The 24,555-nt window shown below is 68.5% G+C and carries 12 protein-coding genes; 8 read left to right on the top strand and 4 right to left on the bottom strand.

What is annotated here, in order from left to right; genetic code table 11:
- The first annotated feature begins 7 nt into the window (after positions 1–7).
- The 5 genes from OXG83_09185 (at position 8) to OXG83_09165 (ending at position 9,770) form a co-directional block, all read left to right on the top strand.
- Positions 8–556: a hypothetical protein gene (locus OXG83_09185; GenBank protein MCY3965201.1), complete on the top strand. Its 549-nt coding sequence runs from the start codon at positions 8–10 to the stop codon at positions 554–556.
- 89 nt (positions 557–645) lie between these two features.
- Positions 646–2,733, top strand: coding sequence for a sulfatase-like hydrolase/transferase (locus tag OXG83_09180; protein ID MCY3965200.1), 2,088 nt, complete (start codon positions 646–648; stop codon positions 2,731–2,733).
- Positions 2,734–2,787: 54 nt separating this feature from the next.
- Entirely contained in the window at positions 2,788–4,611 is a 1,824-nt protein-coding gene (locus OXG83_09175; protein ID MCY3965199.1) for a VWA domain-containing protein, read from the top strand.
- A 42-nt stretch (positions 4,612–4,653) separates the two neighbouring features.
- Complete coding sequence (locus OXG83_09170) at positions 4,654–7,227, top strand: M12 family metallo-peptidase (protein ID MCY3965198.1); 2,574 nt, start codon at positions 4,654–4,656, stop codon at positions 7,225–7,227.
- Positions 7,228–7,310: 83 nt separating this feature from the next.
- Positions 7,311–9,770, top strand: coding sequence for a fibronectin type III domain-containing protein (locus OXG83_09165; GenBank protein ID MCY3965197.1), 2,460 nt, complete (start codon positions 7,311–7,313; stop codon positions 9,768–9,770).
- Between the two features lie 69 nt (positions 9,771–9,839).
- On the opposite strand, the gene OXG83_09160 is transcribed toward OXG83_09165, so the two are convergent.
- From OXG83_09160 to OXG83_09150, 3 genes are all read right to left on the bottom strand, one after another.
- The gene (locus tag OXG83_09160; GenBank protein ID MCY3965196.1) at positions 9,840–12,017 is read right to left on the bottom strand and encodes a VWA domain-containing protein; all 2,178 of its coding nucleotides are present in this window, start codon (positions 12,015–12,017) and stop codon (positions 9,840–9,842) included.
- 68 nt (positions 12,018–12,085) lie between these two features.
- Entirely contained in the window at positions 12,086–14,323 is a 2,238-nt protein-coding gene (locus tag OXG83_09155; protein ID MCY3965195.1) for a VWA domain-containing protein, read from the bottom strand.
- A gap of 35 nt (positions 14,324–14,358) precedes the next feature.
- Complete coding sequence (locus OXG83_09150) at positions 14,359–15,453, bottom strand: tetratricopeptide repeat protein (protein MCY3965194.1); 1,095 nt, start codon at positions 15,451–15,453, stop codon at positions 14,359–14,361.
- A gap of 577 nt (positions 15,454–16,030) precedes the next feature.
- On the opposite strand from OXG83_09150, the gene OXG83_09145 reads away from it, so the two are divergent.
- The 3 genes from OXG83_09145 to OXG83_09135 all read left to right on the top strand — a co-directional run bounded on the left by OXG83_09145 (position 16,031) and on the right by OXG83_09135 (position 22,250).
- Complete coding sequence (locus tag OXG83_09145; GenBank protein ID MCY3965193.1) at positions 16,031–18,898, top strand: TonB-dependent receptor; 2,868 nt, start codon at positions 16,031–16,033, stop codon at positions 18,896–18,898.
- Positions 18,899–19,098: 200 nt separating this feature from the next.
- Positions 19,099–20,070 (top strand): carboxypeptidase regulatory-like domain-containing protein, encoded by a 972-nt coding sequence (locus tag OXG83_09140; protein MCY3965192.1) that lies wholly within the window; start codon positions 19,099–19,101, stop codon positions 20,068–20,070.
- A 134-nt stretch (positions 20,071–20,204) separates the two neighbouring features.
- Positions 20,205–22,250 carry a sulfatase-like hydrolase/transferase gene (locus tag OXG83_09135; protein ID MCY3965191.1) on the top strand — a complete coding sequence of 682 codons (2,046 nt, stop codon included), beginning with the start codon at positions 20,205–20,207 and terminating at the stop codon, positions 22,248–22,250.
- Here the strand turns inward: OXG83_09135 and OXG83_09130 are convergent.
- Positions 22,247–24,514 carry a tetratricopeptide repeat protein gene (locus OXG83_09130; protein ID MCY3965190.1) on the bottom strand — a complete coding sequence of 756 codons (2,268 nt, stop codon included), beginning with the start codon at positions 24,512–24,514 and terminating at the stop codon, positions 22,247–22,249. The two genes, OXG83_09135 and OXG83_09130, sit on opposite strands and share 4 nt — an antisense overlap.
- Between the last annotated feature and the right edge of the window lie 41 nt (positions 24,515–24,555).

The following is a 24,555-nucleotide window of genomic DNA, read 5'->3' as shown; positions in this document are numbered from 1 at the left end:
CCATGGGGTGTCGAACACAGGGGCCGTGGCCGGGGCTTCCGCCGCCAGGATCTCGTCATGGCGTCAGCCGGTGGCGTCATTGGCGGTCATGACGGTGTTGGCTCTCGGCCCGGGGCCGGTCGCCGCGTCATCCGCGGCTGACGAGCCGGAGGTCGTGCTCGGCGGGTTCGAGGTGACGCCGGCGGCGCCCGGACCGGAGACCCTCTGTCGACTGGTCGCGACCATAGACAACAGGGGCAGCCGGGCCGTCTACAGCTTCGGCTTCGACGTCGAACTGAACGGCCGGGCGCTGCCGGTCTACGAGCAGCAGCTCTTCCTCCAGGTGATCGAGCCGGGCGCTTCGGCGGAGGTCGCTCTGTACAACTTCTGGACCTCCGAACAGGGCCGGCCCGCGCCCGCCGACGGCAAGCTCGAAGTCGTCGTGCGACTGCGCGAGGCCCGCTGGGTCGAGGTGACCGAGGTCGAAGACGACGGCGAGACGGTCGAGGTGTGGACGCCGCTCGGCGACGTGACCGGCTTGCCGCAGACCCTCAGCCGGACGCTCGATCTGAAGTGAGCCGCGCGGCGGCCATCGCCGTGGCGTGCGCCGGCGCGCTCGCGGGCTGCGCATCGCCGCCTGCTTCCGACGGAACGTCCGGGGCCGGCATGGAGTCTCCGAACGTCGTCCTCATCTCGATCGACACTCTGCGTTCGGACCGGCTGCCGGCCTACGGCTACACGGGTGTCGAAACACCGGCCATCGATCGGCTGGCTGCCGATGGGGTCCTGTTCGAGCGTGCGTTCACGCACGTCAACGTGACGCTGCCGGCGCACGCGAGCCTGTTCACGGGCCTCCTGCCGCCGCAACACGGCGTCCGGGACAATGCCGGGTACCGGCTGGACGAAGCCGTGCCGACGCTCGCCGAGACGCTTGGGCGGCGCGGGTACGCCACCGGCGGCTTCGTCTCCTCCTACGTGCTGCGCGCGGGAACCGGTATCGGTCGTGGCTTCGATGTGTACGACGATGGCGTCAGGTTCATGACCGGCCGGGACCTGGGCGAGCTGCAGCGCCCGGGTCCCGAAACCCTGGCCGCGGCCGCGGACTGGCTGGGCGACGCGGCGGGTTCCCCGTTCTTTCTGTTCGTCCATCTCTACGAGCCCCACGCTCCCTACAATCCGCCGTCGCCGTTCGCGGAGCGTTACGACGATTCGTACGACGGCGAGATCGCCGCGGCCGACGCGGTCGTCGGGGAACTCCTTCGCCGGCTCGAGGAACTCGGTCTCTACCGAGACGCACTCATCATCCTCCTCTCCGACCACGGCGAGGGCCTGATGGACCACGGCGAGATGGATCACCTGATCCTCATCTACCGCGAGGTGCTGCAGGTGCCCCTGATCGTCAAGCTGCCGGGCGGCGCGCGCGCCGGCGAGCGCGTTGCGACCAACGCGCAGCTAGCCGACGTGGCGCCGACGGTCCACTCGCTGCTGGGGTTGGAGCATGCGCGGGAGCTTCCCGGCGGCAACCTGTTGGAACTTCAGGAACGGTCGCGGGGCGCGGCGCCCCGGCAGATCGTCTCCGAGAGCGTCTACCCCCGCATCCACTTCGGCTGGAGCGACCTCGCCTCGGTCGTGGAGGACGACCTCCACTTCATCGAGTCGCCCGACCCGGAACTCTTCCGGCTCTCCGTGGATCCGGGAGAGCGGAACAACGTGATCCAGGAGGAGCGGGCGGCGGCGCGGCGGATGCGCGCCGCGCTCGCGGAGATCGACCGATCCCTGACCTCGCCGGCCGAGGACGATCCGGAGATTCGGCGGCGGCTCGAGTCGCTCGGTTACCTTTCCGGGGGCGCTCGGGCCGGCGATGGCCCTCTGCCGGATCCGAAGAGCCGGATCGGGATCGTCGAGGAGTTGGCGCGCTCCGCCCGGTTGGCTGCCGGCGGCGAGTTGGCCGAAGCCGAATCGGTGCTCCGGACGGTTCTGGAAACCGAGCCGCAGCTCGTTCTGGCCTGGCACGAGTTGGGAGAGATTCTGGAGCGCCGCGGCCGCCCGGGGGCGGCGCTCGACGCCTACCGGCAAGCCTTCGAGGCGTCCGGCGGCGATGCCGGGGCCTCGGGCGTCAAGGTTGCCGAGATCCTGTTACGCATGGGGCGGGTCGCCGAGGCGCGCGAGCATGCGCTGGCGGTCGCCGACCGTTCGCCCCTGGCGCCGCAGGTCCTGGCCGAGGCGGCTCTGGTCGAGGGAGACCTGGAGGCGGCGGCCGAACACCTGGCGCTGGCGCTGGCCGAACGCGGACCGCGCGTAGCGCCTCTGATCGTCCGGACCCGCCTTCTGAACGCGCAGGGACGGTTCGAAGAGGCGCTCGTCCGGAGCGAGGAGGCGCTCGCCGAGTTCGGCGACCGCGAGGATCAGCCCCTTCTCGCACGCCTCCACCTGCATCGCGGAACGGCCTTCGGGACGCTCGGCAGGGCGGAAGAGGCGGAGCGCGCCTACCGGGAAGCGATCGCCCTCGACCGCGAACTGCTCGGGGCCTACTCGTCGCTCGCGTTCCTGTTCGCGACCCGGGGTCGAGCGGCCGAGGCCGGCAGGACGCTCCAGGAGATGGTCACCGTCAACCCGGCGCCGGCGTCGTATGCCGAGGCGGTCCGCACCCTTCGGGTGATGCGGGACGAGCGGTCCGCCGAAGCCGTGCTCGCGGAGGCGCTGCGGCGATGGCCGGACAGTGACGCCTTGCGGCGGATCGACGGTTCGATGTAGGAGCTTGCGGCCGGAAAAAGCGGGTGCGCCAACGTAAAGCGGTAGGCTCACCGCATGACCATTGCGGACTCCACCGCGATCCGTCGCTGGATCAACCAGCTCGCGGCCGTGCTTTCCGGGCTGGCCGTCGCGCTTCCCGCGGTCTCCCAACCCGGAGAACCGCGATCGCCCTCGGGTGCCGGGTTCGTCGAGGTCGTCAACGTCGAAGTCGTGAACGTCGACGTCTACGTCACCGACTCCGAGGGAAAGCCGGTGCTGGGCCTGGGCCCCGAGGACTTCGAACTCCGGGTGGATGGACGGCCGGTGCCGATCAGCAACTTCTACGCCGTGGAGCAGCAGGGCGATGACCTCCTGGTGCGCCGCGGCGGCGAACTGACGGCGGAGCCCCTGTCGCCACCGCCGCCCGAGGATCCGCTCGCACGGGAGGCGGCGGCGCGGCAGCCGGCGGCCGTGCCGCCGGAGCAGGCGCTCCATGTCGTCATCTACATCGACAACCTGAACCTGACGCCGCCGAACCGCAACCGCGTGATGCGCGAGCTGCGGGCGTTCATCCGCGAGCACCTGAGGCCCGAGGACCGGATCATGCTCGCGAGCTTCGACCGCTACCTGAACCTGCGGATGCCGTTCACGAACGACCGGAACCTGGTGTGGCGGGCGCTGCTCGAACTCGAGGAACTCACCGGCCAGCGCGTGCACCGCAACAGCGAGCGCCGCGATCTGTTCGAGGTGATCAACGACGTGAACACGGAGATCGAGAACCGGACGGACAGCGAGCGCCGGATCGAGGCGGCGCGCCGGGGCGGCTTGATTGGCGGCGGAGCGGCGCTGGCCCGCGAACAGTTGATCAACTACGCGGGCTCGGTGCGGAACGAGACGAACATGGCGATCGACGGCCTGATGCGGCTGGTCGAGAACCTGTCCGCCGCGCCGGGACGCAAGGCGATCGTCTATGTCGCCGACGGCATTCCGATGATCGCGGCGGAGGACATCTTTTACTTTCTCCACGGCGTCTACGAACAGGCGGTTTCGCTGATTGAGATGACCGAGTACGACATGTCGCGCCGTTTCCAGCAGCTCGCCGCGTCGGCGAACGCGAACCGGGCGAGCTTCTACGCGATCGACGCGCGGGGGTTGACCGTCTATTCCCAGGGCACGGTCGACAGCCAGGTCGCCGGACTGCCCGGCCAGATGGCCCAGATCGACACGATCGCCCGGACGAACCTCCAGAGTCCGCTGCAGTTGATGGCGGAAGAAACGGGCGGCCGGGCGATCGTCAACGCGAACCGGGTGATGCCCGAGCTGCTTCGGATCGCCGCCGACTTCCGCAACTACTACGCCCTGGGCTACATGCCGGACCTGGCCGGCGAGGGCGCCTACCACCGGATCGAGGTGATCTGGAAGAACAAGCCCCGGGGGGCGGAGGTTCGCCACCGGAACGGCTACCGGGACAAGACCCTCGAATCGCGGATGATCGAGGGGACGCTGTCCGCGCTCAACCTGAACATGCTGGAGAATCCCCTGGGCGTCCGGCTTCACAACCTGCCGCCGAAGCGTCGGCCCGACGGGAACTACGATGTTCCCCTGGTCATCGAAGTGGCTTGGGAGGACCTGACGCTCATCCCGCGTAACGGCGTTCACCACGGCCGCATCCAGCTCTGGATGGCGGCTCGGGACGACAAGGACCACTCGACCGCACCGCAGCGGACGGAGCTGAACATCGCGGTGCCGGAGGACCGCCTGGCCGAGATCGAGGGCGCGACCTGGCGCTACGGTCTCGAACTCACGATGGAGAGCGGCTACCACGACCTGGGGATCGGTCTGCGGGACGATGTCGGCGGCCGTCAGTCCTTCCTGAGGGGCGGCGTCAACGTTCGTTGAAGCAAGCCACGCGGCGGCCAGACCGGCCGCTATAGTGGTTTCATGACTATTTCTCGTTCGGGCCGGTTCGGGTGCTTCCCGGTCCCGGCCGTTTCCAGGCGGTGGGGTTTGCTGCCGCTTTGTCTCTTCCTGCTGCTACCCGGCGCGAACGTCGAGGCGCAGCGTTTACTGGACCTGGGCCCCGTCATCGTCGACCCGGCGGTGGCGGAACCGGGTGTCGTGCCCTACGCGGTCGACCTCGACATCGACCTCGTTCGTTCCGCTCCGCAGCGCCTGGAAGTACCGGCGCCGGACGGCGGGTTGATGGTTGCCGAGTTGAGCGTCTTCGAGGATCGTGGCGGCGGCGACGCGATGTGGGCCGGCCGGGTCGTCGGCTCGGATTACGAGAGCGTTGTGTTCACGGTCGTGAACGACCACCTGGTGGGCCAGTTCGGCGTTCCGGGCGGCGCGAAGTACCGCATCTCGGCCCGGCCCGACGGACGCGGGCGGATCGAGAACATGTCGACGATGACGCGCAAGCCGAAGGAGGAGTTCTGCCCCGGGGGCGTGACTCCGGGCCGGCCGTTACCGGAAGCCGCGATCGAGGCGCAGCGGACGGGCGATCCGGAGCGGATGGTCCAGGCATCGAACCACAACCATCTCGACATGCTGATCGTCTACAGCGAGGCGGCCCGCCAGCGCTACGAGGCCCGCGACGGCTCGGTGGACGCTCCCGTGCAGGCATCGATCGACTACCTGAACACGGTGTTCCGCAATGGCGATCTGGATGTGGTCGCCCAGTTGGTGCATCACGAACAGGCTCCGGCCTCGCTGACGATCTCGAGTTCGGGTGGTCAGGTACTGGGCAGGCTCCGCAACAATCAGGAAGTGCAGGCGCTGCGCGCCGAGCATCAGGCGGACCTGGTTCACATCTTCGTGACCGCTGAGGTTACCGACGTCTGCGGTATTGCCCACCTTCTTGCGAAGGGCGATACGGCGGCATCCTTCTCGCCGGACGGCTACGGCCTGACGGTGATGCAGGGTTGCGGAGACGAGACCTTCGCCCACGAGGTCGGCCACAACCTGGGCGGGCATCACGATCCACCGAATGCCAGCGGGTGTTTCGAAGATGCGGATTGCCGGAACAACAACTTGGTCGCACCCTACGCCTTCGGGCACACCTGGTTCAGTGGATCGTCTCCGAACCCGCCGGACAAGGACACGATCATGAGCTACGGCAGCGGGGAAGTGGAGCCGTGGTTCTCCACCGTTCGGGTTCAGCCGAGAATCGGCGGCCGGCAGGTGACGCTTGGTGTCGCCGGCGAGCGGGAGAACGAGCGGGCTGTTCGGGGCACGATCGGTCTGGCGGTGCGCTTGAGCGACTCGCTGCCTGGAGGGTCCGGACCCGATCCGGATCCGGATCCCGATCCGGAGCCGCCCCCACCGCCGGGAACCGGACCGACGGCGCCGGGCAACCTGACCGGCACCTCGACCGGACCCACCAGCGTCCGCCTGAGCTGGGTGGACCGGTCGGACGACGAGACCGGCTTCGAGGTCCAGCTCCGGCAGGCCGGCAGCGGCTGGCGGACGGTTTCGACCCTGCCGGCGAACAGCACGAGCGCCGATGTCGCCGGACTGGCCTCCGGCGGGCGCTACGAGTTCCGGGTGCGGTCGTTCAACGACGCCGGCCGTTCCCCGAGCAACGTGGTGACCATCGTGCTGCCTTCGGCGGAGTTCACCGATTGCGTGCCGACGGCTCCGCAGATCGTCTTCGACCACGGGTACAGCGTGAGCATGTGCATCGAGTACGAGAAGGACGGCGAGACGGTGCAGGCCGACGCGGTCGACTACGGCCTCGATTCGGCCGAGTCGGGTCTTCTCTACTTCTTCGACCGGGACAACTCGGAGGTGCTGATCAAGGTGCTCGACGCCTGCAGGATCAATAACCACCGCTGGGTGTTCGTGGCGCCGGTGACGACGCTGGCGTTCAATCTCTACGTGGACGAGACGGCGACGGGGGAGCGGTGGGAACACCGGAACCCGCGCGGCGGCGTCACAGCGACGACGGAAAGCAACATCGAGGCCTTCCCCTGCGGTCCGGCTGCTTCGGCCGCGACGGTTGCGGATGACGGCGATGCCAGCGATGGCACTGCCGGAGTGGACCTCGTCGACGCGGGCTTCCCGCTCTCGCCCGCTCCATCCCCGGCGTCGGCGGTGGTCGACCCTGCGCCGCGGTCTCCGGTCACGGTGTCCCTGCCGATAACCGCCGGGGGAGAGGCGGAGTGCGAGCCGCAGCCGGTGCGGACCCTCCGCGGCGGCTACACGGTCAACATGTGCGTCGAGCACATCAGGAACGGCGAGACGGTGGTGGAGGTGGTCCGGGACTACGAGCTGGACTCGGAGCAGTCGGCCATCCTCTACTTCTTCGACCGCGACAACGCGGAAGTGCTGATCAAGGTGCTGGACGGCTGCAGGATCAACGGCCACCGCTGGGTGTTCGTGGCGCCGGTGACGACCCTGGCGTTCAACCTCTCGATCGAGCCGCCCGGCGGCGGCAAGCCCTGGACGCACGAGAACCGCCTCAACCGGACTGCCGCGGCGAAGAGCGACATCGTGGCGTTCGCCTGCGAGCCGTAACGAGGTCCATGCCGCTGGTCGCTACGCCCGTCTGCATGGTCGGTTCTCCATTGGTCCCGCCCCGGGCTTCCCCGGGCCGGGCCGTGTCTCGACGATGGCGGTTCCTGCCGCTCTGGCTCTTCCTGCTGTCTACGGACGCGAGCGGCCAGGCTCAGCGCCTGCTGGACCTCGGGCCCATGGTCGTCGACCCGGTGGTGGTGGACGAGGGCGTCGTGCCGTATGCGGTCCAACTCGACCTCGACCTCATCCGGTCCGCTCCGGGGCGCCTGGAAGTGGAGGTACCCGACGGCCGCCTGCTGGTGGCCGAACTGAGCGTCTTCGAGGACCGTGGCGGCGGCGATGCGATGTGGGCGGGCAAGGTTGCCGGCTCGGACTACGAGAGCGTCGTCTTCACGATCGTCAACGACCACCTGGCCGGCCACTTCGGCGTGCCGGGCGGCGCGAAGTACCGCATTTCGGCCCGGCCGGACGGTCGTGGCCGGATCGAGGATCGGACCACAATGGCGCGCAGGCCGAAGGAGGAGTACTGCCCTGGAGGAATGTCCCCGGACCGGCCGTTGCCGGTGGCCGCGATCGAGGCGCAGCGCAGCGATGATCCGGAGCGCGTCGTTCAGGCGTCGAGCCACAACCACCTCGACATTCTGATCGTCTACAGCGAGGCGGCCCGCCAGCGCTACGAGGCCCGCGACGGCTCGGTGGACGCCCCCGTGCAGGCATCGATCGACTACCTGAACACGGTGTTCCGAAACGGGCAGTTGGACGTGGTCGCCCAGTTGGTGCATCACGAACAGGCTCCGGCTTCGCTGGCCATCTCACGCGTGGGCAATGCGGTGCTTCGCAGGCTCCGCAACAATCAGGAAGTGCAGGCGCTGCGGGCCGAGCACCGCGCGGACCTGGTTCACATCTTCGTGACCTCTGAGGTCAACGATGTCTGCGGAAACGCTTACTTGCTCGAGAAGCGCCACACGGCGGCGTCCTTCTCGCCGGAAGGCTACGGCCTGACGGTGATGCAGGACTGCGGTGACGGGACCTTCGCTCACGAGGTCGGCCACAACTTGGGCGCGCACCACGATCCTGCGAACGCCGGTGCTTACTTCTCGAATCCGGACCGGCGAAACAACGCGATGATCGCGCCCTACGCGTTCGGGCACACGTGGTTCAGTGGGTCGGCTCCGAACCCGCCTGACAAGGCCACGATCATGAGCTACGGCAGCAGAGAAGTGGAGCCGTGGTTTTCGACCGTGCGGGTTCAGCCGAGAATCAGCGGCCGGCAGGTGACGTTCGGGGTCGCCGGCGAGCGGGAGAACGAGCGGGCTGTTCGGAGCACGATCGGCTTGGCGGTGCGCTTGAGCGACTCGCTGCCTGGAGGATCCGGACCCGATCCGGATCCGGATCCCGATCCGGAACCTCCGCCTCCGCCGGGAACCGGACCGACCGCGCCGGGCAACCTGACCGGAATGACGACGGGACCCACCAGCGTCCGCCTGAGTTGGGTCGACCGGTCCGATGACGAGACGGGCTTCGAGGTCCAGCTCCGCCAAGCCGGCAGCGGCTGGCGGACCGTTTCGACCGTGCCGGCCAACACCGCGACCGCCGACGTGACGGGGTTGACTCCGGGCGGGCGCTACGAGTTCCGGGTGCGGTCGTTCAATGACGCCGGCCGTTCCCCGAGCAACGTGGTGACCATCGTGCTGCCTTCGGCGGAGTTCACGGACTGCGTGCCGAGCGAGCCGCTGATCACGTTCGACCACGGCTACACGGTGAGCATGTGCGTGGAGTACCGGAACGGCGAGGGAGAACTCGTCAAGGAGGACGCCAAGAACTACAACCTCGAGTCCCGGGAGTCGGGCATCCTGTACTTCTTTGACCGGGACAACGCGGAAGTGCTGGTCAAGGTGCTGGACACCTGCAGGATCAGCGACTACATCTGGGTGTACGTCGCTCCGGTCACGACGCTGGCCTTCAATCTGCGGATCGACGAAGTGGGGACCGACAGGTTCTGGGAGCACAGGAATCCGCGCGGCGACGGCAATGCCTCAACTGCGAGTGCGTTGAAGCACTTTCCCTGCGAGCCCGGCGCCGTCACGATGGCGGGTTCCGCGGGCTCGGCGGCGGCGGGCGTTGACCTGGTCGAGGCCGGCTTCCGGCCGGCCTCCGTGCGCCAGGCGCTCGGGACGAACGAGCTTTCGGACTGCGAACCGCAACCGGTCGTCACGCTCAAGGGCGGCTACGAGGTCGCGATGTGCGTCGAGTTCCTCAAGGACGGCGAACCGGAGATCGTTGGAGCAAGGGACTACGGTCTGGACTCCGAGCAGTCGGCGGTGCTCTACTTCTTCGACCGCAACAACGCCGAGGTGCTGATCAAGGTCCTGCAACCGCCCCCCGGAAGATGCGGCCGGTGGGTGTTCGTCGCGCCGGTGACGGACCTGGCGTTCAACATCGAGGTCCGTCCGCCGGATGGCGGGGCGCCGTGGACGAACAGCAACCCCTTCCGCAAGACCGCGGCCGCGGCGAGCGACCTGATGGCGTTCTGCGGTCCGTAGCAGCCGCCAGGCGGAGCCGACCGGAAGGCCAGCTCACTGACACCCGCCTCAGCGCGAAATCCCGGCGGCCTACAGCACCCGGATCGACGTCGAGGACGAGTGCTGTCCGTTCGCCGAGTCGGTCACGGTGACGACCAGCGTGTAGTCGCCCGGGTCGAGCTTCTTCGCGGCGAGGAACTTCCCGTTTAGCCGGGAGAGGGCGCCGCCGTTCGCCTGGTTCGCTTCCAGCACGACCTCACCGCCGCCGGCGATGCTCTCTCCGTTCGCCCCGAAGACCTGCGCGCGGACCGAGACGGCGCCCGCCGCCAGGTTCATCGCGACGAGGCTGATCTGGGCTTCGCCGCCGCGGCTGACTTCGGGTCGGGCGGCCGGGATGAATGGCGCGCCGTCCAGCAGGAAGGGGAAGGCGACGTCCTGCCGTTGCTCGGACGCGTCCTCCCGCAGCAGGAGCCACTTCGTCGGCGGTTCCGGGAAGAGGGGCGGTTGCAGGACGGTGCCATCGCCGGGCACCTCGAGGACGGCGGTCGCCAGCGCCCGTCGCCCGGTGACGTCGTTGCGCAGCAGGACCCGCACCGAGTAGACGCCAGGGTCGATGTCGAAGTGCCCCCAGTACTTGATCCCGCTCTGGCGGATGGCGGCCCCGGCCTGCGCCAGATCGAGGCCCATGCGGGTCGAGAAGAAGTCGCGCACGACGCCGTTCTCGTCCAGCGCATAGGCGTAGATCTCGATCGGCAGCACGTCGTCTTCCAGGCCGGCCAGGAGATCCTGGCCGCGGGCCGTGATCAGGACCGGGGCGTACGGCTTGCCGCTGTCGGCGGGAAACCCTGTGGCCAGAACAGCGGCGTCGATGTCGCCGGTCTCGACGCCCCCCATCACGGCCTGGGCCGAGCCCAGCGCGCGCTCGAACTGGCTCGTCTGCTCGTAGGCCCTGGGCGGGTAGTAGCCGGGACGGTGGACGACCCGCGTACCGCGGGGAGCATCCTTGAGCCGCACCCGCAGACGGCGGAACTTGCCGTCCTGCTTGAGGTCGTCGGGTTGGAAGGCGAGCAGATAGGTGACGCTGGTGCGCTCCAGCATCTCGGCCATCGCGTCTCCCAGGTTCGTGAAGTTCGAGAACATCTCGCCGCCCGTGTCGTTCGCCATCTGAAGCAGGGAAGCGCGCTTGCTCCGTGCCTCGCCGGCGATCTGACCGCTGACGTCGACTGCCTGAATCGTGCAGTTCGCCTCTCGGAACTGTCTGAGCATGCGTTCCATCGAACTCTGGGCGGAGGAATCGCCGAACGTCCTCTGCTGATCCACCTCCTGGGTTCGGCCCTGCAGCACCGCTTCGTTGTCGGCTAGCAGAGCCGCGCGGTCTTCGTCCGTCTGGCCCTGGTTGCCGTACAGCACCCTCGTCGGCATGCCTTCGGAAAGGAACACGACGTGCTTGCGGCCCTCGACCGAGGCCATCCAGTTCGAAAGGGCGCTCATGCCCTCCGTCATGGCGGCGATCCTGCTGGCTTCGTTGCCGCGCTCGGCCTGCTCCTGGAGGTTCTGGAGTTCGCGGCGTGTCTCGGCGAGCACATCGCCGGCGCTGATGCCGGCGGCGGTCTGCGTCGCACCGGCCACCTCGTCGCCCGCCGCCAGAGCGGCGCCGATGTCCGAAATGACGAGACCGAGCGGGTCGCGCACGACCGTTTCGCTGACCTGAACCTGCCCCAGTGACCGGATCGCCTGCCGGAGTTGGCTGCGGTCGGAGGTGAATCCGAGCACCAGCCGCGGCCGCGTGTCGAACACCGCGACGGCGACCAGATCGGTCGGGTGCAGCGATGTCAGGACGAGATCGGCTGCCGCCTGCTGCGCGCGGCCGACCGAGTCGGGGGCCGAGTAGAACAGGTCGAAGAACAGCAGGAAGTGCCGCCTTGCGGCGACCGGAACCTGTTGCTGGGTGGGCTTGCCCTCGACAACCGACAGGTCGACCAGGTCGAAACCGGTGATCTCGACCCTCTTGCGGCCGTCCAGGAGCTCGAAGTCGTTCAGGGTGAGGCCGCGCACGGGGGCGCCGCTGCTGACTACCTGGACCGGCACCTCGACCACCGTTACGGTGGTCGTGTCGCTGAACTGAGCTTGCGCCTGGCGCCGGCGGTTGCGTTGGGCGTCGGCGTCGGCCGCGGCCAGGAGCAGGGCGGCGGCGCAGGTCGCGGCGGCGGCGGTCCTGACGAGTCGGATGCGTGTGAGCGGAGAGACGATACGACGGTGGTCGTTCATGCTCGGACTCCTTAGATCCTGAAGAGATGACGCGCTGCGGAGCGGCGAAGGGGCCACGGGCCGGCCGCTCAGTTGAGGACTCTAAGCGGGATCGAGTTGAACGGTCGAGCCTGGGTCGCCGGATCGGTCACCGTGACCCTCAGAGTGTAGTCGCCCGCCGGCAGGTCGACCGGATCGAAGGCCGCGACCAGCTTGTCGAGGCCCGGTATGCCGGTGACGGTTCGTTCGCGCAGGCTGAGCGCGCCGCCCTCCATGCGTTCTCCGTCCCCGTCGAGCACGGTGCCCTGAAGGAAGAGGTCGCCTTCGCCGAGGTTGTAGCCGACGAGACAGATCTCCGCCTGGCCGCCGCCGCCCTCGAGGAGAAGGGGGACCGCCGACGGCACGTAGGGCTCGCCGTTGACCGTGAACGGGTACACGGTGGTCTTCGAGTACTGGTCCGCGGGTTGTTCGCGGACCAGGAACCAGGCGCCGGGCTCTTCGTGGAAGAACGGGGGAAGCAGGGTCGGTTCGCCGCTCTCGAAGGTCGGGACGTGGAGGGCTATGGTCTCGACGCCGGTGGCCCCGGTCAGTGCATTGCGGGCGAGGACCCGGAGCAGGTAGTCGCCCGGCGGCAGGTCGAGGCTGCCGTAGTACTTGAGGCCGGTGTTCGCGAAGGTGTCCTCCCGACCGGTCAGATCGAGGGTCACGACGCGGCTGAAGAAGTCCCGCATTTCTGACTTGTCGTCGGTGACGTAGGCGTAGATCTCGACCGGGAGCCGGGGCCGACCGTGGTCTTCGAGCAGGCTGTGGCCATCGATCTCGACGATGACCGGCACATAGGCCTGGTTCGGGCCGGCCCGGAACGGCGCGGCCAGGACGTCCATCGTCAGGTCGTCCCGCTCGGCCGCGGCGGCGATCAGGTCGGAGGCGAGCAGACGCTTCTCCATTGGGTGGAGGTCGCCGTAGGGTCTGGGCGTGTAGTAGCCCATGCGGTGGGAGAGCTGAGCGCCCCTGGGCGCCCGGGCCCTTACCTGCAGCCGGTGGTGATCGCCCGCGTCCCCCGGGTCGGAAGGTTGGAACGAGAGCAGGTAGGTGACGGCGGAGGATTCGAGCACTTCCCGCAACTCGGCGCCGAAGTCGTTCGCGTCTTCGTGCGCCTGGCCGCCGGTGTGGTCGGCGAGGTAGAACAGGGCGTCGCGTCCGACCGAGCGGATCCGGTTCTCCTCGAGCGAGTCGGCCCGCAGGCCGGAGATGTCGACCGTGTGGATCACCGTGTTGGCGCGATTGAACTCGCTCAGCATCTGGTGGATCTGGGTCAGGAGCTGGGTGTTGCCGAATCGCTGGTCGGTATCGACCTGGGCGATCTGCCCGCGCTCGATCAGGTCGGTCTCGCGCCGGAACTCCTCGTCGGAGGAGTCCGGTCCGCGACCGAACAGTAACCTGCCGTCGAAGCCCTCGGAGAACAGCACCAGGTGCTTGCGGCCCTCGACCGTGGACAGGATGCGCGCCATCTGGTGCAGGGTGTCGGCCCAGCGTGAAATCTGCCCTCGCGCGTAGTTCCTCTCCGACTTGGCCATTTCCCTTCCGATGACCTGGAGGTAGCTGCTCATGCTGCGCTCCATCTCGGTGATTCCCGCGTTCACGCCGCCGACGTCGAGGGCCGAAGTCAGGTCTGTCGCCCGTCCCGGCGCGTCGATCAGGAAGCCCAGCGGATCCTCGGTCGCCAGTCTGAGGAGTCTGGGATTGCCGAGGGTCGTGATGGCTCGCGCGAGCTGGGCCCGGTCGGGCGTGAAGGTGACCAGGAGTTGCGGCCCGGATTCGACGGAGTGAATGCCGACGGCGGCCAGGTCGGTCGGGTGCAGGTTGTCCACGACGAAGCTCTTTGCCGCGATCTGCGCCTTGGCGATCGAGGTCGGCGCCGAGTAGGAAAGGTCGAACAGGAAGAGGAAGTGTCGCCTCGCTGCGGGTGGTACGCCGTAGTCCGTCTCGATGACCCGCCGGTCGTCGGGGGCGATCTGTTCCAGGTCGATCACGCGAAAACCGGTGGTCTCCTGCGGTTCGCCCTCGTCCAGGATCTGGAAGTCCTCCGCGGTCAGCCCCCGGACGGCGGTGCCGTCGCGCGCGATGACGTTGACAGGCACCTGGACCTCGAAGACGAACTCACGGTCTTCGAACTGGCGGAGGTCGCCGGGAGCAGGTTCCTGGGCGGCCATGGGCGGCGCCGCGAAGGCAAGAACTCCCAAAGTCGCCACGAAGGCGAGCCGGCCGGAGAAGGACGCCCGCGCTGCAGTTTCAGGCTTGGCGGCGTCGGACATGAACAGAATCAAGGCTAGCACCTATCTCCGTTCCCGCGGTCCTCCGTCTACCGAGGTCCGCGCTCGATCATCGCGGCGTACCTCCGTGCCTCCTCGTGGGTCGCGTCCAGCCTCAGGGCCCGCTCGACGTGGTGCTTCGCCTCGCGCATCTGACCGGTCGCCAGGTACACGCGGACCAGCCCGACGTGGACTTCGGGCAGCTCGGAGTCGGCTGCGAGCGCCCGCCGCATGTAGTCGAGCGCGGTCGCCGTGTCGCCTGCGGCGAGGGCCGCGTCGCCGCGGTAGACGTAGAAGAAGGGGCTCGCACGGTTCATCGACTCCAGGGTGTCCAGCAGTTCGCCGGCGCGGCCGTGGCTGCCCTCGATCTGGTAGGCGCGGACCAGGTTGGTCAGCAGGGGCACGTTCTGGGGATGAAGCTCGATGCCCTCTTGGTAGGTCGCGATGGCGTCGCCGACGCGGTCCGTCCGCATCAGGACGAGCCCGTAGTTGTTGATCGCCTTGTCGAAGTCGGGCGCCAGACGAATCGCGATGTCGAGCCAGCGCTCGGCGGACTCCACGTCGTCCGCCATCAGCGCCTCGGCCCCCAGGTTGTTGTAGTAGTGGCTGGCGGCCGCCAGGTCGCTGATCGGCCGGAAGCTGCGGTAGGACTTCGGCCGGTACGGGAGGAAGTCGTAGGTGGCCATGTTGCCGTCGACGTACATGCCGGCGACGATGTGACCCCGGCTGACGACGACGCCGTTCTGGTAGTTCCAGCGCTGGTAGTCCTCGACCTCGACGAAGAACGGGTTGAGGCGACGCTCGCGCCCCGCCGCCACGAACAGGTTGACGAAGGAGAGGCAGTTGCCCCTGGCGGCGCCGAAGGTCTCGGCGGCCGTCCGGGTGGGAGTGAGCTCGTACTCGAGGCCGAGCCAGCCGAAGATGAAGTCGAGGACCTCGTCCCGTCGCCGCGTCTCGCTCCCGGCGGGGCTGATCCGGTCGTCGATCGCGGTGCGCAACTCGTCGCTCATGGCGAACGGCACGACGACCCGTTCCTGCCACCCCGGACCGAGACGCCGTTCGAACTCGGGGACCAGCGTCTGCGAACCGTCGAAGGGCACGTAGGCGGTGCACGCGGCCGCGGAGCTGGCGAGCGCCCAGACCACGGCGGTACCGAGGGGGGATCGAGCCGGAGCTCGGCTTGCAGCAGGTGGATTCATGTCTTGTGGACAACGCCCTCCCGTTACTGTACGATTCCCGCATTCAGCAGGTTGGTCCGGGTCAGGCAACCGTCAGGGCGCCTTATCGGCGGCTGGGCGATTGCCGCCGATCGAGGTCGGATCCAGCGCTTCAACACGGGAGCTTTGCAGAAGCGCTGCCGACAGAGGGCTGTCGAGTGGCCGTTGATCACCGGAAACGGACGTAGGCTTTGAGCCACGAGGGACTTGACAGATCGTTCAAGGGGTTGAATAGTGACCGTTCCTTTGGATGGGTTTGTGGCCCGAGTCGCGCCAATATGGCGCGGCCGTTCAGTCGACTGGCCCGGAAACGCTTGGGAGGCGCGAGTTTTCGCTCGTCCCTCCTCGTGCCTCGGCTTCGGCCGTTCTGGCACGTGCCTTGCGGAAAGTTGTCACGATTGGTCGAGCCGATTCGGCTCGTTCCGAACTGCGGGAGGCGGTCTGGTGTCCGTACAGGACGCCTGAAGCCCTCCGTATAACTCACCTTGGAGGGAGTATTGAACGTATGAGCAGACGCACCGTTTCGACGTTCGGCGTCATCCTTTGTCTGCTCGTCGGAGGGGCGGCCTTCGGCCAGTCCGCGACGGGCAATCTGTACGGCACGGTCACCGACGAGTCCGGTGCTCCGCTGCCGGGCGTGAGCGTCACGGTCAGCGGCATCGGCGCGGACCGGACGCAGTTCACGGATGCCACGGGCGGGTTCCGGTTCCTCGGGCTCGATCCCGGCGGCTACACGGTCATCGCGGAACTCGACGGCTTCGGCGGTATCGAGTATCCGGATGTCGTCATCCGTCTCGGCCAGAACACCGACGTGCCGCTGACTCTCACCGCGGCGCTCGAGGAGACGATCACCGTCACCTCCGAGAGCCCGCTGCTCGACGAGCGGCAGATTTCGGCTGGCACGAACGTTAGCCAGGTCGAGCTCGAGAAGATCCCGACCGCGCGCGATCCGTGGGCGGTCCTGTCGCAGACTCCGGGCGTGATCGTCGACCGGGTCAACGTCGGCGGCAACGAGTCCGGCCAGCAGGCGAACTTCCGCGCGGCTGGCGTGTCCTCGTCGCAGAACGACTTCCAGATGGACGGGGCCGAGATCACGGACATGCGCGCCACCGGCGCGTCGCCGACCTACTACGACTTCGACCAGTTCGCCGAGATGTCGTTCACGACCGGCGGCACCGACGTCACGAAGAATGGCTCGGGCGTCCAGGTGAACCTGGTGACCAAGCGGGGCACGAACGAGTTCCGCGGTTCGGCGCGGTTCTACAACACGGCGGCCACCGGCTACTTCGGCGGCGCTCTCAAGGCGTCGCAGCCGAACATCGACGGCGAGCTTTACAAGAGCAACGGCCAGACCCAGTTGGCTGGCGCTCGCGTCCGCAAGATCGAGGACTTCGGCTTCGAGGCCGGCGGCGCCGCGATCCAGGACCGCCTCTGGTTGTGGGGTAGCTGGGGTCAGAACGACATCGGCCAGAACGCCGCTTCCGGTACGGCCGACGACACGCTGCTCGAGAACACCGTGATCAAGGTGAACGGCCAGATCAGCGACGGGAACTCGATCGTCGGTTCGTACAACAACGGCGACAAGCTGAAGTTCGGGCGCGGCGCCGGCACCACGCGGCCGCCGGCAACGACCTGGAACCAGCGCGGCCCCTCGGCGCAGTATCGCCTCGAGGACCAGCACGTCGCGTCGGCGAACCTGTTCTTCACCGGCACGTACATGCACGGCGACTTCGGCTTCGGCCTCTTCGCCAGGAGCAACCGGGCCGACGAGAACGGTCTCCATCCGGACGCTCCGGATCCGCAACGGGACGACGGTATCTGGGCGAACAACTACCTCTCCGGCTTCGCCGCGTCCCCGAACGACCTGTTCAAGGTCGACGGCACGTACTTCTTCACCAGCGGCGCCAACGCCACGCACGAACTCCGGTTCGGTGGCCGGTACCGCACCTACGAGAACAACTCGATCTTCCGCTGGGGCCCGAACCAGACCTGGCATCGGCTCGATCGGGAGTGGACCTACTACGCGCGGGACGACGTTGGCCAGTTGCTGGCCGAGTACACCGGGCTGTGGGTTCAGGACACGATCTCGCTTGGGCAGATGACGATCAACGCGGGTCTCCGCTACGACGAGCAGGGCGGCGAGAACAAGGCGTACGAGCTTCCGGCGCATCCGACTCGTCCGGAGCTGATTCCGGGCCTTTCGTACCCGGGAGGCGGCGCCGGCTTCACCTGGGAGTCGATCGCTCCGCGGCTCGGCTTCACCTACGCCCTTGGCGAGGACCGCGACACGCTCGTTCGCGCGAGCTACTCGCAGTTCGCCGACCAGTTGCCGACGAACAGCATCAACCGGCTGTCGCCGCTCGGCTACTCGCTCGCCCTCCGCGACTCGGTGACGGACGCGCACATCTGGACGAACGTCGACACCACGGATCCGCTCAGGGTCTGGAGCACGGTCGACTCCGGCATGGATGCGACCACGACCACCGAGATTCTCGCGGGCGTGGAGCACTCCTTCCTGCCGGAGCTGGTGGTCGGCCTTCAGCTCACCGCCCGGAGCGTTGACGACCTGACCTGGGATCCGAGCTACGTCACCGACGGGGCGGGCAACCGCCGCCTGGTGCAGGGCACGGACTTCATGCAGATCGGCACGATCACCGGCAGCCTGCCACGGGGCGCCGGCAGTTACAGCGAGAACGTCTACGACTGGGTTGACGATGTCGAGACTCACTTCGGCAGCCACCTGGAGAACGGGGTCCGCTCGCGCGACTACCTCGGCTACAGCCTGACGCTGACGAAGCGGCTCGCGGACCGCTGGATGGCCCGCGGGTTCTTCCAGTACGGCAAGGCCGAGTGGAACGTGCCGAACTCCTACTTCGACCGCACCAGCCGGAACAACGGCCGCGGTGGTGGCGACGTGGACGGCCAGCTCTACATGACGGGTTCCAGCGGCTCCGGCAAGGGCCAGCGGTACCTCCAGTCGACCTGGTCGTACAACCTGAACGGCATGTACCAGGTCGCTCCGGACCGCGGTTGGGGCTTCAACGTCTCCGCCAACCTGACGGGGCGCGAGGGCTCGCCGATCGGGTACTACCGCAACGTCGCCCTGCGTGACGGCGGCGCGGACATCAACCTGGTTAAGGACTTCAACGACATCCGGCTGGATGATGTCCAGGTCATCGACCTCCGGCTCGAGAAGGAATTCTCGCTGTCAGGGCCGATCAACCTGACCTTCGGTATCGACATCTTCAACCTGACGAACCAGGGTACCGGGCTGTCGTACAACGACCGGGTTGGCATCTCGAACTCGGGCAACCTCGCGGACAACATCGCTCCGCGGATCTACCGCCTGGGCGTTCGCCTGAACTGGCGTTAGGCAACCAGGGCAACGTCGGGGGCGCGCGGGCAAGCACCGTCCGTCCCCGGCCGTAGCCTTCTGCTTCGAATGACCGCCGCCTCCGGGCTACTCCCGGGGGCGGCGGTTTCGTTTTGGGGCGATATCTTTCCGGCGAACCGGGCGACATGGTAGTAGCATGGTCACAGGATCAGCGGTTTCGGGGACGTTGGGGGGAACTCATGAGCTATCGCATCCGAATCGCCGCGGCGACTATCGCCGGACTCCTGCTGGCCACCCTCCTCTCGGCTCAGGGCTGGGCGGGCCGCGGTCGTCTCAGCGGCACCGTCGAGGACTCGGAGGGCAACGCGGTCGAAGGCGCGAGCATCAAGCTGACCCTGAACGGCGCCGGTCCGGAGGAAGAAGTCGTGACGAACCGCCGCGGACGTTGGGTGCGGGCCGGCCTCCGGAGCGGCGAGTGGATCGTGCTGGTTTCCAAACCCGGCTTCGTTCCGACGGAGCACACGGTGACGCTCAACGAGTACGCCACCGGCGCGGACCGTCCAGTGCTGGAGACGGCGCTGCAGCCGGCCCGGGCCGGAGCGGACGGGGCTGCCGCCCTCACCGACGACGCAGCGGCCCAGGCGGCGCGGGGACTCCTGGAGCAGGGCAATGACCTGATCCGTATCGAGGACTTCGAGGGTGCCATCCAGGTCTTCAGCGAGGCTCTGCCGTCGTTGCCGGACGCGGCGAAGGTCTCGGTTCTCGTGATCATCGCGCAGAACCAGGCGCGCCTGGAGCGGGACGACGAGGCGATCGCGAACCTGGAACAGGCGCTTTCCCTGGCGCCCGACAACGTCGACGCGCTACGGCTGATCAGCCGACGCCTGACCGCCCTCGGCCGCTCGGAGGAGGCGCAGCAGTACCTCGCGCGGCTGCCGGAGGACCTGCAGGCCGACCCGGAGATCCTCTTGCGTGAGGGCGTGGATCTCTACAACCAGAACGACTTCGAGGGGGCGGTCGAGAAGTTGACCGCGGCGATCGAGGGCGAGCCCGAGTGGGCCGACGCCTACTACTACCGCGGCCTCGCCAGGATGGCGGCAATGCAGAACGAGGCCGCCCTGGAGGACTTCCGCAAGCTGATCGAACTCGCGCCGGACGATCCGCGGGCCGACGAGGCGAAGCAGTTCGCGGAGTACCTGGAATCGCTCTGAAGGCATGGTACGCCGTTCTGCTGGCGGCGCTAGCGGTCACGGCGTGCGGCCCTTCCGGCGATGAGCACGAGCCTGCGGCGAGCCGGCCAGCAGCCGCCTGGCCGCCGGCGCCCGATCCCGGGTTCGCCCGGGACGTGGTCCTGATCACGATCGACACGCTGCGCGCGGACGCGACGGGCTTCGCGGGTAACGCGGCCGCGCAGACTCCCCACCTCGACCGGCTGGCGGCGGAGGGGTGGGTGTTCGAGCGCACGTACGCCCACAACGTGATGACGCTGCCGTCTCACGTCAACCTGCTGACGAGCCAGTTGCCCTACCAGCACGGCGTGCGCGACAACGCCGGCTTCGTGCTGCCGGAGAGGGTCCCGACCGCCGCCGAGGCGTTCCTGGGCGCCGGGTTCCGGACGGCCGCGGTGGTTGCCGCCTTTCCGCTGGACGCCCGCTACGGGCTCGACCGCGGCTTCGAGCTCTACGACGACTCCTATCCGGAGGGCTCGGCGCCGGGCTTTGCGATCGCGGAGCGCGGAGGGGCCGAGGTGGTGGCCGCGGCTTCGGCCTGGTGGACGCGGAACGAGGGGGAGCGGCGATTCCTCTGGGCCCACTTCTACGAACCGCACGCGCCCTACGAGCCGCCGGAGCCCTTCGCTTCCCGGTTTGCCGGCGATCCCTACCTCGGTGAGGTTGCGGCCGCGGACGACCACGTCGGTCGCCTGCTGGCACGCGTGACGCCGGCCGGCGCGGCGGCGGGCGTCCTGGTCGTCGTGACTTCGGACCACGGCGAGTCGCTGGGAGAGCACGGCGAGAGCACGCACGGCCTCTTCGCCTACGACGCGACCCTCAAGGTGCCCCTGGTGTTCTGGGCCGCGGAACTGGCGCCGGCCCGGCTGGATCAGCCGGTGCGCCACATCGACGTCCTGCCGACGATGCTGGAGGCCGCGGGCATCGACGCTTCGGCACTGCCGGACATGGCGGGCCGGAGCCTGTGGCGGGGGCCCGCGGCTCCAGACGGCGGGCCGGACACCGCCGGCGACGGCTCCACCTACTTCGAGGCGTTGCAGGCGAACCTGCACCGCGGCTGGGCACCGCTTCGGGGCGTCATCGCACGCCAGCCGGAGACGACCGGCGCGGACGGCGGGCGCCTTCTGAAGTACGTCTCGCTACCCGATGCGGAACTCTACGACCTGGAAGCGGATCCGGCCGAAGCGCGGAACCTGCACCGCTCCGAGTCCCGTGTGGCAGCCACGCTCGCGGACCTGCTGCCGGCGGAGTCCGAGTGGCCGCCCGCTGTTGGCGCCGTGAGCGAAGAGGAGCGGCGGGTGCTGGAGAGCCTCGGCTATCTCAGTTCGTCCGGCGGCGCCGCCCTCCCCGAGACCTACGGTCCGGAGGACGATCCGAAGCGGCTGGTCGAGCTCGACCGGGCGATCCAGGCGTACTCGGAGACCTTCCAGGCGGGGGACCTCGAGGAGGCGGAGCGGCTGGCCCGCCGAACGGTCGAGCAGCGACCGCAGATGGGGCTCGGCTACACGATCCTGGCCCAGGCCCTGCTCGAACAGGGGGAGGTTGCGGAGGCGTTGAGGGTCATGATCGACGCCGACCGGCGCCGGCTCGCTTCGGCTTCCCTGCATCGTCAACTGGCGCTCACGTTGACCGAAGTCGGCAGAGCGGCCGACGCGGTGCGGCTGATGGAGCGTTACGCCGAATCGAACGACCCGGAAGCCCTCAACGTGTTCGGGCTGGTGCTCGCCGAAGCCGGGATGACGGATCGAGCCCGGGGGGTTCTCCGCCAGTCGATCGAGACGGACGAGCGGAATCCGGTGGCGCGGCAGAATCTGGCGCTCGCGGCACTTCACGATCGCGACTGGCCGGTTGCCGAGATCGAGGCTCGGGAGGCACTGGCGCTCAACCCGGAACTGGCGTTGGCCTGGAACTACCTGGGCATGTCCCTGTTCAACCAGGCCAGGGTCGACCAGGCCCTCGAGGCCTGGCAGCGATCGGTGGATGTCGGGCCCGGGGACCTGGACGTGCTCTACAACCTGGCCACAACCGCGGCCCGTACGGGACGGCGCGAGATCGCGCGACCGGCTCTCGAGCGGTTCCTGAATGAGGCGTCGGCGCCGGGCCGTCGCGAACGGTACGCGGCGGATCTGGAAGCGGTACGGGCGCTCCTGCGTGGACTCTAGAGCGGCGGCCCACCGGTCTCCGAGGCGCGACCGCGCTCCCGAGTGTCCTGCTGGTCGCGTTCGTAGAGCGTCCGGTACTTCGCCATCTGCTCCGCGGCCTCTTCAGGCCTCCCCAGTTGTCGCAGCACCTGGGCCAGACCGTAAACCGCCTCGCTGTGTTCGGGCGCCATTGCCGTCGCCCGTCGGTAGGCGCTTTCGGCCCGTGTCAGCAGCTCCTCCGACTTCCCGGGCTCGGCCCCGGCGGCGCCTTCCCAGGCCCGCGCGAGTTCCAGGAGCCTCTCGGCATCGGGCTCCGACAACGACACGGAACGCTCCAGCGACTCCGCGGCCCTCAGGTACTCGCCACGCCAGAGCAGGACGCCACCGAGCAGGCGATGCGTGGCCGGAGAAGCGGGCAACAGGGTCGCTGCTTCGCGTGCGTGGAGTTCCGCCTCCTCCGGCCGATTGTTCTCCCACAAGGCGGAGGCCAGGGCAAACCTCGCCTCCGCATTCGACGGTTCGAGGTTTACGGCACGGCGGAGCGGTTCCTCCGCGGCGCGGAAGCTCCGCTCAACGAGCAGCGCGTTGCCGAGCCTGACCCACGCTTCCGCGTTGTCCGGATCGACTTCTGCCGCGTTCCGGAGCGCCTCGACATTCGAGTCCGAGTCTCCGTCGCTCGCCGATGATCCCTGGATCTGGTCGAGATGGCGCCGCGCGAGGGGATCGTCGGGCCGGAGTTCCAGCACCCTCCGCAGGTGCTGGGCGGCTTCGTTCTCGCGGCCCTGGCTCATCAGCAGCACGGCGTAATCCGAGAGCGCAGCGATGTGCCCGGGAGCTGCGGCCAGCGCCTGGCGGAGCATCGACTCGGCCTCGTCGAGTTGCTGCATGGCCATCAGCACCACGCCGCGTTGATACAGCCCATCCGGGTTTCGTGGGGCCGTGACGAGGGCCTGTTCCACGGCCGCGAGCGCTTCCGGGCCGCGGCCCGCATGAAGCAGAACGGAGGAAGCTGCGATGGCCGGTCGGGGGTCGGCGGGAGCCCGTCTCTGCTCACGGGAAAGGGCCTCGAGCGCGCCATCCACATCGCCGGAACCGGCGCGCTGGAGTGCGATTCGGACCTCTCGCCCGGTCGGATCTTCCAGATCGCCTTGCGGCATGTCGAGCGGGTCGGACGCGGCGGCGAGTTCCTGGTAGCGCTGGACGGCCTCCCGGGCTTCGTCGCGCCGCCCCAGCGCCGACAGCACCTGCCCTAGAGCCCGAAACGTCTCAGCCAGCTCCGGCTCCAGGTCGGCTGCGAGACGCAGGAACGGCAGAGCCCGTTCAGTCTCTTCGATCGCGTGAAGGAAGCGCCCGTAGTCGTATGCCAGCTCCCTGGCCAGGTCGGTGGAAGCGTCCGCGGGCGGTTCGACCGTCGTCAAGGGCTCCACGAAAGGAGCCAGCGTGGCGATCGCGTCTCTGGTCCGACCTGCCTGGTAGTAGGCGCGAGCCAGCCGGCCGGCCAACTCGGGATCTTCAGGGGACAGGCTCTCAAGTTGCTCGATGGCGCCGTCCGCTTCGCCGACGAGAAGATAGGCAGTGGCCAGAGCGCTTCGAATGCCTCGTTCGAGGGGCGCCGGAGGCTCTTCTGCCAATGGTTGCAGCTCGGCCAGGGCGCCCCAGGGGTCGTCGCGCAGAAGGAGGATGCGGCCGCGCAGGAGTTGCACCTGCGGTTCCTGCGGATCGAGGCCCTCGATCAGCGCTTCCGCGTCCGGCGGGCGCCCGAGTGCGACGGCACCCCACGCGGCCGCCAGCCTCGCGTCCTGGTCGTTCGGGTTCGTGGCGGTCCACTGGCGCAGATACTCGTAGGCGTCGCCCGCGCGACCCAGGCGTCCGATCATCATCCCCAGGGCTCGAAGGGCTGGCGACCGCGGCTCGAGATCGATCGATCGTTGGTAGAGGGAAGCCGCGTCCTCGAGTCGCCCCAGTGCCTCGGCGGCGCGCCCTGCGTTGAAGAGAACCGCGGGATCGGGTGGGTCGCGCTCGGCGAGCGGAGCCAGGACGTCGAGCGCGCGCCCGGCGTTCCCGGTCTCGAGAAGAAGCGCCCCCAGCGCTGCCGTGGCGATGTCCGGAGCGTTGGGCTCGGCGACCAGTTCCTCCAGGACCGCGACCGCTTCCCCGGCGTCTCCCCGTTCGACCAGGGCCAGTGCCTCCCGCAGCGCGGGCGGCGGCTCCTGCGCCGGGGCAGTGGAGCCGCCGAGCAACGCGAGCAGGGCAACTACTCCGAGTCGCTTGGCTGAGGCATTCATCGTCGGCCGCGATGCTACCGCTGCCGGGCTCCCGCCGCCGG

This window comes from Acidobacteriota bacterium, from assembly GCA_026707545.1.
Classification (GTDB): domain Bacteria; phylum Acidobacteriota; class Thermoanaerobaculia; order Multivoradales; family Multivoraceae; genus Multivorans.
The sequence above is the reverse complement of the archived record's forward strand: the minus strand, read 5'-3'. Positions and strand labels throughout refer to the sequence as shown.